This window comes from Pseudomonas sp. LBUM1640 (assembly GCF_059716225.1).
The window spans coordinates 4,089,104-4,103,754 of the sequence record NZ_CP166816.1 but is presented as its reverse complement, the minus strand read 5'-3'; the positions used below and the strand labels follow the sequence as shown (position 1 = coordinate 4,103,754).

General features: G+C 58.8%; 12 protein-coding genes. 7 read left to right on the top strand and 5 right to left on the bottom strand.

Features of this window, described 5'->3' with window-relative positions; all coding sequences use genetic code 11:
• Positions 1 to 286: 286 nt before the first annotated feature.
• Both ACA065_RS18045 and gloB read right to left on the bottom strand, forming a co-directional pair.
• Positions 287 to 1,693, bottom strand: a complete 1,407-nt coding sequence (locus ACA065_RS18045) for a transglycosylase SLT domain-containing protein (RefSeq protein ID WP_497690869.1) — start codon at positions 1,691 to 1,693, stop codon at positions 287 to 289.
• A gap of 98 nt (positions 1,694 to 1,791) precedes the next feature.
• Positions 1,792 to 2,559 carry a hydroxyacylglutathione hydrolase gene (gene gloB / locus ACA065_RS18040; protein ID WP_497690868.1) on the bottom strand — a complete coding sequence of 256 codons (768 nt, stop codon included), beginning with the start codon at positions 2,557 to 2,559 and terminating at the stop codon, positions 1,792 to 1,794.
• A 65-nt stretch (positions 2,560 to 2,624) separates the two neighbouring features.
• On the opposite strand from gloB, the gene ACA065_RS18035 reads away from it, so the two are divergent.
• The 5 genes from ACA065_RS18035 (at position 2,625) to ACA065_RS18015 (ending at position 7,839) form a co-directional block, all read left to right on the top strand.
• Positions 2,625 to 3,383: a methyltransferase domain-containing protein gene (locus ACA065_RS18035; protein ID WP_497690867.1), complete on the top strand. Its 759-nt coding sequence runs from the start codon at positions 2,625 to 2,627 to the stop codon at positions 3,381 to 3,383.
• 86 nt (positions 3,384 to 3,469) lie between these two features.
• On the top strand, positions 3,470 to 3,922 hold the full coding sequence (gene rnhA / locus ACA065_RS18030) for a ribonuclease HI (protein WP_497690866.1): 453 nt from the start codon (positions 3,470 to 3,472) through the stop codon (positions 3,920 to 3,922).
• Positions 3,923 to 4,001: 79 nt separating this feature from the next.
• Entirely contained in the window at positions 4,002 to 4,742 is a 741-nt protein-coding gene (gene dnaQ / locus ACA065_RS18025; protein WP_497695376.1) for a DNA polymerase III subunit epsilon, read from the top strand.
• A 249-nt stretch (positions 4,743 to 4,991) separates the two neighbouring features.
• On the top strand, positions 4,992 to 7,247 hold the full coding sequence (locus tag ACA065_RS18020) for an Orn/Lys/Arg family decarboxylase (protein ID WP_497690865.1): 2,256 nt from the start codon (positions 4,992 to 4,994) through the stop codon (positions 7,245 to 7,247).
• A gap of 10 nt (positions 7,248 to 7,257) precedes the next feature.
• A complete protein-coding gene (locus ACA065_RS18015; protein ID WP_497690864.1) occupies positions 7,258 to 7,839 on the top strand; it encodes a GNAT family N-acetyltransferase in 582 nt (193 codons plus the stop codon).
• Between the two features lie 49 nt (positions 7,840 to 7,888).
• Here the strand turns inward: ACA065_RS18015 and ACA065_RS18010 are convergent, their stop codons facing one another.
• Positions 7,889 to 12,094 carry a glycosyltransferase gene (locus tag ACA065_RS18010; protein ID WP_497690863.1) on the bottom strand — a complete coding sequence of 1,402 codons (4,206 nt, stop codon included), beginning with the start codon at positions 12,092 to 12,094 and terminating at the stop codon, positions 7,889 to 7,891.
• Between the two features lie 141 nt (positions 12,095 to 12,235).
• Entirely contained in the window at positions 12,236 to 13,153 is a 918-nt protein-coding gene (locus ACA065_RS18005) for a LysR substrate-binding domain-containing protein (protein WP_497690862.1), read from the bottom strand.
• Positions 13,154 to 13,298: 145 nt separating this feature from the next.
• Between ACA065_RS18005 and gspG the strand changes: the two genes are divergently transcribed.
• Both gspG and ACA065_RS17995 read left to right on the top strand, forming a co-directional pair.
• Positions 13,299 to 13,748 (top strand): type II secretion system major pseudopilin GspG, encoded by a 450-nt coding sequence (gene gspG / locus ACA065_RS18000; RefSeq protein ID WP_497690861.1) that lies wholly within the window; start codon positions 13,299 to 13,301, stop codon positions 13,746 to 13,748.
• A gap of 103 nt (positions 13,749 to 13,851) precedes the next feature.
• Positions 13,852 to 14,196: a hypothetical protein gene (locus ACA065_RS17995; RefSeq protein ID WP_497690860.1), complete on the top strand. Its 345-nt coding sequence runs from the start codon at positions 13,852 to 13,854 to the stop codon at positions 14,194 to 14,196.
• Positions 14,197 to 14,256: 60 nt separating this feature from the next.
• On the opposite strand, the gene ACA065_RS17990 is transcribed toward ACA065_RS17995, so the two are convergent.
• Positions 14,257 to 14,493 carry a hypothetical protein gene (locus tag ACA065_RS17990; RefSeq protein ID WP_497690859.1) on the bottom strand — a complete coding sequence of 79 codons (237 nt, stop codon included), beginning with the start codon at positions 14,491 to 14,493 and terminating at the stop codon, positions 14,257 to 14,259.
• Positions 14,494 to 14,651 lie beyond the last annotated feature (158 nt).

Below are 14,651 nucleotides of genomic sequence, written 5' to 3'. Positions count from 1 at the left end.
GCCACCGTGTATCCCGCGATGCCAGCTTATCTTGCTGCGAGCGACTTCCCTCGCAGAACAAAAACCAACGGAGCAGTTTGCGAACCGCGCCGCGTGAGAGTGTGGAAAATAGCTCAATAGTGGGAAAGGCAGGCTATTTTTCAAAGCAAAAACAACGAGTTGCCTTATGTTTGATGAGAGCTGGCTTGCCTGCGATAGCATCGGCTCGGTCTTACTGATACACCGAGGTGTTTGCATCGCAGGCAAGCCAGCTCCCACAGAAGCCGGCCCATGCCTTAGGTTTTGTTTAGCGTGGCCCGGAAACCACCAGCATTTGCCCAGGTTTCAACGCCTGGCCAGTACGCGGGTTCCAGCGCTTGAGATGTTGCATCTCAACGTTGAAACGCTTGGCGACGATGTACAGCGAGTCGCCTTTTTTAACCTTGTATTGCACGGGCTTTTTACTGCTGGCGACGATTTTGCGCGTGTCCTGCATCACCAGGGTCTGGCCGACCTTGAGCGCCTGGCCGTTAAGCTTGTTCCAGCGCTGCAGGTCATGCACATCGACCTTGTTCGCCTTGGCAATCAGCGTGAGGTTGTCGCCACTGCGTACCTTGTAGTTACGGCTGCGCCCGGCCACGCGCGCGGTCTCGACTTCGTCGAACACCTGCTTTTTCGGGCGCATCGCCAGCAATTCTTCAGGCTTCATCGTCGAAAGGGTGCTGGTGAGCAGTTGCGCCTTGGAGCTTGGCACCAGCAAATGCTGGGGGCCGTCCAGGGTGGTGCGTTGTTTCAGGGCCGGGTTGAGCTGGAACAGCTCGTCTTCGTCGATTTCAGCCAGCGCGGCAACCCGTGACAGGTCCATGCTTTGCTTGACTTCGACCACTTCGAAGTACGGCGTATTGGCAATCGGGTTCAGGTTGACGCCGTAGGCCTCGGGCGCCAGCACCACCTGGGACAGCGCCAGGAACTTGGGCACGTAGTCCTTGGTTTCCTGGGGCAGCGGCAGGTTCCAGTAGTCGGTGGGCAGGCCGAGCTTCTCATTACGCTCGATGGCGCGGCTGACCGTGCCTTCGCCGGCGTTATAGGCCGCCAGGGCCAGCAGCCAGTCGCCGTTGAACATGTCATGCAGACGCGTCAGATAGTCCAGGGCGGCGGTGGTAGAGGCGGTGATGTCGCGGCGGCCGTCGTAGGCGCGGGTCTGGCGCAGGTTGAAGTAGCGCCCGGTGGAGGGAATGAACTGCCACAAGCCGACCGCATCGCTGCGCGAATAGGCCATTGGGTTGTAGGCACTCTCAATCACTGGCAGCAGCGCCAGCTCCAGGGGCATGTTGCGTTCTTCAAGGCGTTCGACGATGTAATGAATGTAGAGGCTGCCGCGTTCGCCGGCGTTCTCCAAGAAGGACGGGTTGCTGGCGAACCACAAACGCTGTTGCTCGATGCGCGGGTTGACGCCCAGGCCGTCCTGCAATTGAAAGCCCCGTCGCATGCGTTCCCAGACATCCTGGGGCACTTCGGGGCTAGGCTTCTCTGAGAGCCAAATAGGTTTTTGCTTGATCTTGGCAGCAAGATTGGGTTTGGGTTGCACGGTGGATTGTGCAGCGAAGTTGGTCGATTGGCAGCCCGCCAGAGTAGCGGACACAGCCACCGCCACGGCTTGAGCCAGGCGGGTCAATGCGTCTGAAGAGATGGATTTACGAATAGATGACGACATTGGCTGGAAGTAAGTTCCGGGCAAAAATGTCGAGCGATTCTAGAAAGTGCTTTGGTTCCGGTCAACCATTCAGAAATTCCGTATCAGATTGCGTCCGCTTAGAACTTATCTTTCCAGGCCCTCAAGCTAGCAAACACCTCGGCCCCAGAGCGGTTATCGCGTCCATTCCGTTCGTCCGCTTTTTGTTTAACGGATGTTTCAGCGGTGCGTAAAAAAGGGTTAGTACGTTTTTCCAGGGCCAGGTTTGACGGCAATGTCATTTCGCCGCGAGCCCGCAGTTGCTTGACGTGCTCCACGCGTTCGGCGATGTCGGCGTTGTCCGGTTCCACGGCTTGGGCAAATTTCAGGTTACTTTGTGTGTACTCGTGGGTGCAGTACACCAGGGTCTCGGCGGGCAAGGCGGCCAGGCGTTCCAGCGAGGTGTGCATTTGTTCCGGTGTGCCTTCGAACAGGCGGCCACAACCGGCGGCGAACAGGGTGTCACCACACAACAGCACGCCTTGGTGGTAAAAGGCGATGTGGCCAAGGGTATGACCCGGTACGCTATAAACGTCGAAGTCCCAGCCCAACACGGTGATGCGGTCGTTATCCTGCAGGGCCACGTCCCGCGCGGGGATTTTTTCGTTCGCCGGGCCGTAGACCTTGGCATTTGTCACACTTTTCAGTTGCTCGACGCCGCCGACATGATCATGGTGATGGTGGGTGACCAGGATGTCGCTGAGGCGCCACTGCGGGTTCTGCTTGAGCCAGGCCAGCACCGGCGCGGCATCGCCGGGGTCGACCACGGCGCAGCGCTGGGTGTGCGGGTCCTGTAACAACCAGATGTAGTTGTCGGTGAAGGCGGGTAGGGCACTGATCTGTATCATTCTTCGATTCGCCAAGCTGAACACATTGGTGCATCTTAGAACGTCTAGGCGAGTTGGAGAATGCAATGACTGATAAAGCGTTCGCCCAGGCCGATCCTGAGTGGCTGGCCCTGATCAGCGCAGCCCGTGAATGGCTGTCCGGGCCGATCGGGCAATTTCTGCTGGATGAGGAACGGCGCATGCTCGAAGACGAGCTGGGCCGGTTCTTCGGCGGCTACCTGGTGCATTACGGCCCATCGGCGCAGACGCCGCCCGCCGCGCCGCAGGTGCAGCGTAATGTGCGCCTGGGCGCGCCGTTGCCGGGCGTCGAAATTGTCTGCGAAGAGCAGGCCTGGCCTTTGAGTGAGCACGCTGCCGACGTGGTGGTGTTGCAACACGGCCTGGATTTTTGCCTGTCACCTCACGGTTTGCTGCGCGAAGCCGCCAGCAGTGTGCGCCCCGGTGGCCATTTGCTAATTATCGGCATCAACCCCTGGAGCAGTTGGGGGCTGCGCCATGTGTTCGCCCATGACGCCTTACGCAAGGCGCGTTGCATCTCGCCCTCGCGGGTAGGCGACTGGCTGAACCTGCTGGGCTTTGCGCTGGAGAAACGCCGCTTCGGGTGCTATCGTCCGCCGCTTGCGTCGACCAAGTGGCAAGGCCGCCTGGCCGGCTGGGAACGCCGCGCTGGCGCCTGGCAGCTGTCGGGTGGCGGCTTCTATTTATTGGTGGCGCGCAAGATTGTGGTCGGGCTGCGGCCGGTGCGTCAGGTGCTACGCCAGCCGATAGGCAAGCTGGTGCCGATGCCGATGGCCAAGGTCAATCGCAAGCAAAGCGAACCGTAAAACCTCTTTTTGATTACCGGCCGAGTCTTTCGGCCTCGGGATACTGTCGGCCCATTGCCGCCAGCCCGTTTTGATGGATGCAACCGATGACCGATAGCGTAGAACTCTTCACCGATGGCGCCTGCAAGGGCAACCCTGGCCCCGGCGGCTGGGGCGCTTTGCTGGTGTGCAAGGGCGTGGAGAAAGAGTTGTGGGGCGGCGAAGCCAACACCACCAACAACCGCATGGAGCTGATGGGCGCCATTCGTGGCCTCGAAGAGCTCAAGCGCCGCTGTGACGTGCTGTTGGTGACCGACTCGCAGTACGTGATGAAGGGCATCAACGAGTGGATGGTCAACTGGAAGAAGCGCGGCTGGAAAACCGCGGCCAAGGAACCGGTGAAAAATGCCGACCTGTGGCAACTGCTCGATGAGCAATGCAATCGCCATAACATCACCTGGAAATGGGTGCGCGGGCACGTCGGCCACCCGGGTAACGAACGCGCCGACCAGTTGGCCAACCGGGGTGTGGATGACGTGCGGGGCTACAAGCAAAGCTGAGGCTGCTGACGTGTTAACATCGCGCGCTTTGATTTACACCACACTGCCTACCACCGTTGAGAGCTGAACCCTGATGGCCATCCGATCTGTTGTACTCGATACCGAAACCACCGGCATGCCGGTGACCGATGGCCACCGGATCATCGAAATCGGCTGTGTCGAGCTGATGGGTCGCCGCCTGACCGGTCGACACTTCCACGTCTACCTGCAACCGGACCGGGACAGTGATGAAGGCGCGATCGGCGTCCACGGCATCACCGACGAGTTCCTCAAAGGCAAGCCGCGCTTTGCCGAAGTGGCGGATGAGTTTTTCGAATTCATCAACGGCGCCCAACTGATCATCCACAACGCGGCGTTCGACGTCGGCTTCATCAATAACGAATTTGCCCTGATGGGGCAGACCGACCGTGCGGATATCTCCCGGCACTGCTCGATCCTCGACACCTTGATGATGGCCCGTGAGCGCCACCCGGGCCAGCGCAACAGCCTGGATGCGTTGTGCAAACGCTACGGCGTCGACAACTCCGGCCGTGAACTCCACGGCGCCTTGCTCGACTCCGAAATTCTGGCTGACGTTTACCTGACCATGACGGGTGGGCAAACCAGCCTGTCCCTGGCCGGTAACGCGTCCGACGGCACTGGCTCGGCGGAAGGCTCGGGCAATCGCCCTTCGGAAATCCGCCGCTTGCCGGCTGACCGCAAGCCCACGCCGATCATCCGCGCCAGTGAGCAGGATTTGGCTGAGCATGCGGCGCGGTTGGAAGCCATTGCCAAGTCGGCGGGTGCGCCGGCGTTGTGGTCGCAGCTGACGCAGCAATAAATCAGGTGGAATGCTATTCAACATGTGGGAGCGGGCTTGCTGTGGCGAGGGAGCTTGCTCCCGCTGGGGGGCGAAGCCCCCCTAAAAAGCTGACGCCAACTGCGCTGTCGAGCGGGACGATTCGACAAGCTACCTCGCCACAGCAAGCCAGCTCCCACAGTTGATTTGCAGCGCCTTGAAAATCTTCATTCGCGCCATTCCCTTCCAGCTTCTACCCTGAGTGCATAGCCCTCCGGAGTTCGAGCGCTCATGTACAAAGACCTGAAGTTCCCTGTTCTTATCGTACATCGCGACATCAAGGCCGACACCGTTGCCGGTGACCGGGTTCGAGGCATCGCCCTAGAGTTGGAACAGGAAGGCTTCAGTATTTTTTCCGCCGTGGACTACGCCGAAGGCCGGCTGGTGGCTTCTACCCATCATGGCCTGGCGTGCATGTTGATCGCCGCCGAAGGCGCCGGGGAAAATACCCACTTGCTGCAAAACATGGTCGAGCTGATTCGGCTGGCGCGGGTGAGGGCGCCCAACCTGCCAATCTTTGCCCTGGGTGAGCAAGTCACCCTGGAAAATGCGCCGGCCGATGCCATGAGCGAGCTCAATCAACTGCGCGGCATTCTGTACCTGTTCGAAGACACCGTGCCGTTTCTGGCTCGGCAAGTCGCTCGCGCTGCACGCACTTACCTTGATGGCTTGTTGCCGCCGTTCTTCAAAGCGTTGGTGCAGCACACCGCCGATTCCAATTACTCCTGGCACACGCCCGGCCATGGCGGTGGCGTGGCGTATCGAAAAAGCCCGGTGGGGCAAGCGTTTCATCAGTTCTTCGGCGAAAACACACTGCGTTCGGACTTGTCCGTCTCAGTGCCGGAACTAGGCTCGTTGCTCGATCACACCGGGCCTTTGGCTGAGGCCGAAGCCCGCGCCGCGCGTAACTTCGGCGCCGATCACACGTTTTTTGTGATCAACGGCACCTCGACGGCCAACAAGATCGTCTGGCACTCCATGGTCGGTCGTGACGACCTGGTGCTGGTGGACCGCAACTGCCACAAGTCGGTGTTGCATTCGATCATCATGACCGGCGCAATCCCGTTGTACCTGTGCCCGGAGCGCAACGAACTGGGGATCATCGGCCCGATTCCCCTGAGCGAGTTCAGCCCCGAGTCGATCCGCGTCAAGATCGAGGCCAGCCCCTTGACCCGTGGGCGGCCACCCAAAGTAAAGATGGCGGTGGTCACCAACTCCACCTATGACGGCCTGTGCTACAACGCCGAGCTGATCAAACAGCAATTGGGCAACAGCGTCGAGGTGTTGCACTTCGACGAGGCCTGGTACGCCTACGCGGCTTTTCACGAGTTTTTTGCCGGGCGCTATGGCATGGGCACCTCGCGCACGCCAGACAGCCCGCTGGTGTTCACCACGCATTCGACCCACAAACTGCTGGCCGCCTTCAGCCAGGCTTCGATGATTCATGTGCAAGATGGCGGTGCGCGGCAACTCGACCGCGATCGTTTCAACGAAGCGTTTATGATGCATATCTCCACGTCGCCGCAGTACAGCATCATCGCCTCGCTGGACGTGGCGTCGGCGATGATGGAAGGCCCGGCCGGGCGTTCGCTGTTGCAGGAGATGTTTGACGAGGCCTTGAGCTTTCGCCGTGCGCTGGCCAATTTGCGCCAGCACATCGCCGCTGAAGATTGGTGGTTCTCTATTTGGCAACCGCCCTCGGTGGCCGGCATCGACCAAGTGGTCACGGCGGATTGGCTGCTGCACCCGCAAGATGACTGGCATGGTTTTGGTGATGTCGCCGAAGACTACGTGCTGCTGGACCCGATCAAAGTGACGCTGGTGATGCCCGGCCTTAACGCCGGAGGGGCCTTGAGCGATTGCGGGATTCCCGCCGCGGTGGTCAGCAAGTTCCTCTGGGAGCGCGGGTTGGTGGTCGAAAAGACCGGGCTGTATTCTTTCCTCGTGTTGTTTTCCATGGGTATCACCAAAGGCAAATGGAGTACCTTGCTCACCGAATTGCTGGAGTTCAAACGCAACTACGACGCGAATGTCAGCCTGGCCAGTTGCCTGCCCTCGGTGTTCAAGCAGGGCCCGGTGCGTTATCAAGGCTTGGGTTTACGCGATCTGTGCGACCAATTGCATAGCTGCTATCGCAGTAACGCCACCGCCAAACACCTCAAGCGCATGTATACGGTGTTGCCGCAAATCGCGATGAAACCGGCCGACGCCTATGACCAGTTGGTGAGGGGTGAGGTCGAAGCCGTCTCAATTGACGCCTTGCCAGGACGCATCGCAGCGGTAATGCTGGTGCCTTATCCGCCAGGCATTCCGTTGATTATGCCGGGCGAGCGCTTTACCGAGTCGACGCGCTCGATCATCGATTACCTGGCCTTTGCCCGGACGTTCGATAGCAGTTTCCCCGGTTTTGTCGCCGATGTTCATGGGTTGCAACACGAAGACGACGGCAGCGGTCGTTGTTACACCGTCGATTGCATCAAAGGGTAAAAGGATGTTTATGCAAGCTGTAATGAACCCGAAGTACCCGGGGCTCAGTGTGCGGGTCGCCGATGAAGGCTTTGATGCCTATGTGTGGGGCAATGATTTCAGCTTTGAGGTCAGTGCCTACGGCGTTCCGCAGATGGGCAAGCGCGTCGATCAGTGGGTTGTCGAGCCCATCGTGCCGTACCGCAAGTGTTATGGCATCGACCCCGAAGAGTTCGCGAGTTTTCGCGATGCAGCCGACAGCGCGATCTTCATGGCCTACCTGGATGATCGTGCGGTGGGGCATATTGTGGTCAGCACCAATTGGAACGGTTTTGCTCACGTCGACGAACTGGCGGTGGTGCTGCCTGCGCGGCGCCATGGGGTGGCCAAGGCATTGCTGGATGTGGCGCAGTTCTGGAGCCGCAAGAAAAACCTGCCGGGCATGATGCTCGAAACCCAGAACAACAACCTCGGTGCCTGCCGCCTGTATGAGCGCTGCGGCTATGTGATGGGCGGGATCGACCACCTGCGCTATCGCGGGATCGACCCGCTAACCCGCGAAGTGGCGATCTTCTGGTATCGGTTGTTCAAAACCGAGCTGGGTGTGGCCTGAACAGGGCTCGTCGGCACTGTTTCAGACCGCACCGGGGCAGCAGGTGAGGTTATGAATTGATCCAAGAGTGCTCGGCACCGATATCAATCTTCAGTTGGTCACGGAACGCGCGATAGTGCTTTTTGGCCTCTTGCACTGTCTCTTGTAGCCCGTCGGGCTCCGTTATACCTCTGCCCGAATAGTACTGGCGGGTTTCGCTTTCCAGGTCGAATCGGTCACCGCGTATGGGTTTTCCGTTGACAACTTTGTTTTCTTTGGACATTAAATCGAAGGCCGCGTTGTAAATGTCGGGTCGTTTGGATTTCAGGACGTCGGTAAACAGGGTCGGGCCGACGGTCTCAAAAATTTTACCTTCGTAGGTCAGAAAGTCCGACGTGTAACCGACCGCGCCCCTGGCATCCCGGCCAACGGTGGGGCGATTGGCCTCAAAGTAGGCCTTGTTTTTGCCGAAGCGGCGATTCATCTCCGCGATCATTTCAGTGACGACCGGGTTGTCCGCTTGTGTGGCGAAATTGCTCGTATTAACGAAGGGTTGGTAGTCGGTGACCTGGTGCATGACTGGCTGGCTGACCATGATGTCCCCATCACCGGCGTTCAGGCCTGTCGCTCCGACAGAACCCTTGATCACGTCATCGGTGTCGAGGTAGATGCCGCCGTATTTGTTCATTAGCGGGTAGCGCGCCACGTCGGAGGCGGCGGCGAGGTTCTGGCCCTGACCCTTGCGGAAATATGAATACAGGTCGGTGGTGTTCAAAGATTGGAAAAATTCGTCTTCGTGCAGGTTCATGACCGTAACGCCAGGCGCGTCTTTTTCCAGCTTGAGTTTCAGGGTTCGGAACAGCTCCGGAGTATCTGCGTCGATGTGCACAATAGAGGTGAAGCCGGGCATTTTCTCGGCGTTTTTGCTGATATTGCTCACCAGTTTGTCCGGTATCTCGCCGCCGGCCCAGAAATAGTGAATATCTTTTGGCAATGGCCGGACATTCTTGGGCTTCTGCAATATGGCCGGCGTGGGCGCTTCGATGAACCTGAAGGTGTGGGACTCGATCTTTTTGGCTTTCATCAACTCATCAAGCGAGCCCTCTTGCCATTTGTTTTTTGCGCTTCTCCAGAGATAGCGTTTGTTTCTAGTGTCATAGCTCCAGGCCCCCACCTTGGTGTCAAAGACGGCGACGTAGTTTGTGCCCTTATGGTTGATGACGTAGGGGTAGGCAGAACCCGTGCCTATTTTTACGTCGTCCACCGGCACCACGTAAGTGCTATCGCCGAGCTTCCAGGCAGGCGGGGTTTCACCCCCGATTAAACGATGGGCGGTGGCTGAAAGCTCCCAACCATTGCTGCCCAGGTCCCTGACGGCAAGGTCGGGTTGGTTGGCGTTGGGGTGCTGGATAACACGCTGGCCATCCTTGAGTTTGGACTGATAGAGCCCACCGTCGATTTTTATATATTCTTTGTTGCCCGGGCCCACATAGACATTGGCCTCCAAGCCTTTGACCCGCAGCAAGTCGGGGGAAATGTCGACCGCGTAGCTGCGCAGCGCGGACGGGTTGAGTACTTTGAGTTCATCTGCGTTCGCCACTACGCGGGGCTTGAACTTCTTCAGCGGCGCACCGTAGGGCCGCCCCTTTACCACGTCATAGTCGTACCAGTTGCTGTTGCGCAATACGGCACCCGTTTCCTCGGTGCGGTCGAGGAGCTTGTAGCTGCCCACGGCAACTACGCCTTGCTGTTTGCCCGCCACTTTGAGCACGTCGTAGCTGCCGCTGGCACCCCTGAGGACGTTGATCGCCGCCCGTCCCTTGGACCAGACCAAGCGGCTGGCGCCCTTGAGCAGGTCGCCCGCGCCACCCACCGGGTTGAGTGCCTCGAGTGCAGCGCCGCCGAGGAATCGAGCCGCTTTCGTTGCGGTCTTCAGGCTTGCCACGCCCTTGGTCAGCACCTTGCCCGCCTGGGCAGCCTTGCCGACGCCCATCGTCACCAAGCCAACCATATCCAGGCCCAGGTCAAACAAGCCGTCGCCGATATTGCCCTTCATGAAATTGACAATCGCCGACCTGAAGGGAATCAGGTTGAGGAAAAAGTTGCCGATTGCGTCGTCCGCAGCTGCGCTCTTGTCGTAGGAGGTCATCCCGCTGGCATGTTGCCGCAGGTCGTCATTGTGCAGGTCGAGGGATTTGGCGAACACTTTGGCGATGTAGTGAGTTCGCGCGGAATTGAACACCTGGGGTGTTTGAGACACGGTCGGGTTTTCCTTGGCCTGTTTGGCGTGCTCGTCTTCAAATGGGTTGAACTGAACGGTTTTATACAGCCTGTTGGCGTCTCTTCTTTCGAGCTTGTCGTAGGGTGGCGAGTACTGATCTTTCAGGTAGTTGTGTTTTGAAATGGTGCCGGTGCTGGTATCAATCCGATAAACGTTAACCTGCTTGTCGCGGGTGATTTTCACATCCAGTGTATGGCCTCGTCTGGACAAGGTTTTTGTCCAGAAGTCGGTGCCTATTTTGTATTCATTGGTATGGAAGAACTCGAGCTGGCCATACTCGAAGTTCTGCTTATCCTCCGGTGACAGGTTCGAGATAAGGTACTGGGTCAGGCCCGTGTGGCCTTTTTCCTGTGCGGCGATGGCCTCTTTGTAGCGCTCGTTAAAAGCGTCTGCCACCGTCAGTTTGCCGCTCGCGGATTTTTCGCAGAACTCAAGAATGGGAATTCGCTTGTCCTGGGTCTCCCAATGTTCCTTCTCGTCATGCTTGACCTTGTCACCCTGCATGACGATATCCAGCATCGAGTGGTTGCCGGGGAAGCGGCCGGGGCGTCCTGGGTTCGACCAGACTTTGTGGATGTTTTTTGCCTTGAAGACACTGTCTGGCACACCAGGGAACTCTTCCCGGAGCAACTCCAGTGCCATTGCCTCGCGGTTTGGGATGGCTGTTGCAAGCGCTTTGGAGGTGGCTTGCAAGGCACTTTGCTGGGCGTTGAAGGCATTTTGCACCGCCCGCATTTCGCTCTCGGTAGGCGCTGTGTTGCCGGCATTCAAGTGGCCATGGACGACCCCCCAATGACTCAAGGCATCGTGCTGAATACGCTGGGTGAGCGCTACGCCGAGGTCGACTGCCTCGGCGTTGGCCAGCACCTCGCTATAGCTCATTGTGAGGACGCTTCCTGGGGACTGGGCCTCCAGCTTGGCCACCGCGATTGCCAGCTGCGTCCAGGGAATACTGCCGTAAGTCACGTTGGGCGGGATGTCCTTGACCCGATACTCAGGCGCGACCCGTGCCAGCAACAGGCGGGCAGCGAAGTCGGCCGATTGTGGGGTGGCTCGTCCTTGCTCCACCAGGCGGCGGCTCAGGCCGTCGATCACCACCGCCGCCGGCTTGTTCCAATACTGCCGCTGCCCGAGGTCAAAGCCGGCGACGCTGTTGCGTGCCGGCGTGTTCAGGGATTCCGGGTCCAGGCCCAGGTGGATGGCTGCCAGCAAGTAGTCATTGCTGCTGGCATCCGTGGCTATCCCACCCAACTTGGTTTGTATGGCCTGCCCCAATGCCTGGGCCTTGGCCGAGCCCAGCAGCGTTTCCATCGCGGAACTGGTGTAGTTGAAGTCATCGCTCGACAGGTTGGCGTCCGACAGCAGATAGCCCAGCACGCCTTTTTGTTTGTTTGCCAGTGGCAGCCCGGGCAAGGTCGAGTCGGGTGCATTCAGCAGGTCGGTGATGCTTTGTTTTTGCTGCGTTGTCAGTGGGATCGGCCAGGACAGCGCCCCGCTGAAATTGCCCAGGGGATGGTTGTGGGCGTGTTGTGTCGCGCGCTGGTAAAGCGCGAGCAACTCGTCCAGGGTTTTCGGTATGTTCAAGCCACTGCCGCTGAGATAGGTGTGAAGCTTGACGACGGTCGTGGGGGTCAGGTTGTGTTTCTGGTAGTAGGCAGAGAGCTCACATACCGGCAGTGAAAGGCTGTTCAGCTGTGCTGTCAGCTGTGTCTCGATACGGCTTTGCTGATCGCTGGATAAGTCGCCGGGGAAGGCTTTGGTCAGCTCTTCAAGCATCGGTCGCAGTTTCGCCGCCAGCTCTTTCCAGTTGCAGTGTTCCGCAAAGGCTTTCTTAAGGGCCGCCGGGTTGTCGAGTGTGTCAAGGCTTGTGTCGTTGGCCGCGCCCACAGGCGAGGGGGCCTGGAGTGTGATCGAAGCGTTGGCGGCTTGTGTTGAGTCGTGCTGGACCAGACCGGTGAGAGACAGCTTTGCAGCCGTATTGTGGATGGCATTCATAGGGAACCGCTCCTTAGTTTCAGATTCGTCCGATACAAAGCGCCATTGGCGCTTTGCAGCGAGTGGGTGTGAAAAACTTCGGATGGGGTTCCAGCGTGATTGTCAGCACGTGTTTCGCTGACCGGGCGGGGGGAAGGGGGGTTAAGGTGCCAGCGTGTTGCTGGAGGCGCCGGCCAGCAGGGCTTCGGCCTTTTGCGTGACAATTTCCAGCAGCGCATTCAATGCTGGCGTGGGTTCAGCGTCCTTCAAGATCAATGCGTAAAGGATGACAGGGATGGGCGGCGATAACGGGCACGCATCCAGACCTGCGTCCCGTGCACCCGTTGCGGTGAACGGGTCGACAATCGCCAAACCTTCGCCGGCTTCCACCAGGCTGCGCATCATCTGATAGGTCTGCACCCGTGTTTGCACCACCGGCAGTGGGCGCAGGGCTTGCAGCTTGGCGTCCAGCAGGCGGCTCAATGGGTCATGCCCTTCCAGCCCGATCATCGACTGCCCGGCCAGGTCTTGCAGCGCAATGTATTTTTGCTTGGGCTTGAGCCAGCCATGGGGTGCGAGCAATTGCAGCTTGCCCTGAGCCAGTACGCTGCTTTGGATTTGCGGGTGTTCCGGGTCATGCAGGCTCAGGCCGACATCGGCTTCGTGCAGTAGCAGGCTCCTGACGATTTCCCGGGTTGGTTGGCTTGACAGGTTGCACGGCGTGTCCTGGAAGCGTCGGCGCAGTACCGCGATGCTTTGCGGCAACAGCTGATTAGCCAGCGGCGGGGTGCACAGGGCGCGCAGGGTTGGCGCGTGATGGTGTTTCAAACGGCTGGCCAGGCGTTGTACCGGTTCCAGCGCTTCGTAGAGGTGGGCGATTTCAGCTTGCAGCTCAAGGGCTTCGCGTGTCGCTTGCAAACGCCCACGCACGCTGGCAAAGAGCATGAAGCCCAGTTGCTGCTCGGCATCCTTGAGTGTGGCGTCTACATCGCCCACGGGAAGTTGCAACCACTCGGCGGCCGTGCCGAGGTGTCCGGTCTGCAAGATGGCCTGAATCACTTCGATATGACGTAAACGCATCGCCGGAGTCTATGTTCAGTGCGGTGGGGTTTCAATGGCTTGGGAAAAAACAGCGTGGGTCGGCTACCGTTAAGTCTGCTCGCGACTGCAACCTGCAGGTCACACAAAGCGTGTAATAACCGACGAACCCTCAGGGAGCCTTGCGATGTCCGGCAAAACCGCAGTGATTGGTAGCGTGCACGCCCAGCGCGGTTTTACGCGTTGGGCGGTGCTGGTGGTGTTGGTCGTCATCGGGTTACTGGCCCTGGCGGTGGGGCCACGGCTGTTCGGCAACGTGACACTGGCGGAAATAGCCCAGGCGAAGGCTCAGGTGAGCGAATTGGGCAAGGCGCTCGAGCGGTTTCACCAAGACACCGGTCGCTACCCTCAGGACGAAGAAGGGCTGGAGGCGTTGACTGTACAGCCTGCCGGCGAGGCGAAATGGAAAGGCCCCTACGTCAACGAAGAGCTGCTGACAGACCCTTGGGGTGTTGCCTACCAGTACCACTATCCTGCCACTGCGCCTGAAATGCCCTTCGACCTGTTCTCGTTCGGCAAGGACCGCACACTGGGTGGCGTAGGGGATAACAAGGATATTACCTACGCAGGCAACTGATTCATCTGGCAATACCCTGCGACCTGATTAGAATGAATGCTCTGATCATCAACGACCAATGCCGGTTAGCCGGTACATACAACAAAAACAGGTCTGGTCTCACATGCCTATACCCTCGATGTTTTTCGGGGTAACGGCCAAACAACTGCTGGTCTTGGCGACCGTCGGGTGCGTGGCTGCTTATCTCTTCAATAATCATGATGAACACACACCGGAAAACCTCGCCCTCGAGGCGTTTATCCGTTCTCAGGAACAGGTGGGCGAGCAGGTGGGCGCTGTGCTGGAGGTTGCACTGGTCAGGCAGGTGGTGGCTTATCCCGCGTATGGCACGCCGGGCTACAAGCGTTCGCTGTATGCCGTGGAAGGGGAGCGGGGGCGGTTGCTGGTGACGCTAAAGCAGATGGACGGCGAGCAGGGCGTCGAGGTGACGCAGCTGCAGCGGCCGTGATCACCCAGCCCAGTCATCGCCATCAATGGCCAGGACTGAGCAGGTCGATAAGGCGAGATCTTATGAAGCGAGGAACGTTGGGGATTCGCGGACAATAATCTTGTCCGACTGGATCAGTCTGAATTCATCACCGTCCAATTTCTCTACACGGTCGCCAATGGCCAGCTTGTAGGTGGTGGTAGGCGTCGAGCCAGCCTGGCTGTCCTGCGCCGGGTTGGATTCCTGGAACTCATGCACCGAATACACGCGTCCTTCCGCGTCTCTGGCATGGAACTGTCCGACAAGTACTGCAGCCATCTGTTTAGAACCTCTGGAGATAAACACTCGATTTGCGGTTCTGTAGACCGTCATGGAGCGGGGTAGTTTACCTATGGAAAAAAAATACTATTCTTTGACGTTTTCAGGCGTTTCCTACGCAGGTAAGTGCGTGGCAAACGGCGTCGGGATTATCAAAA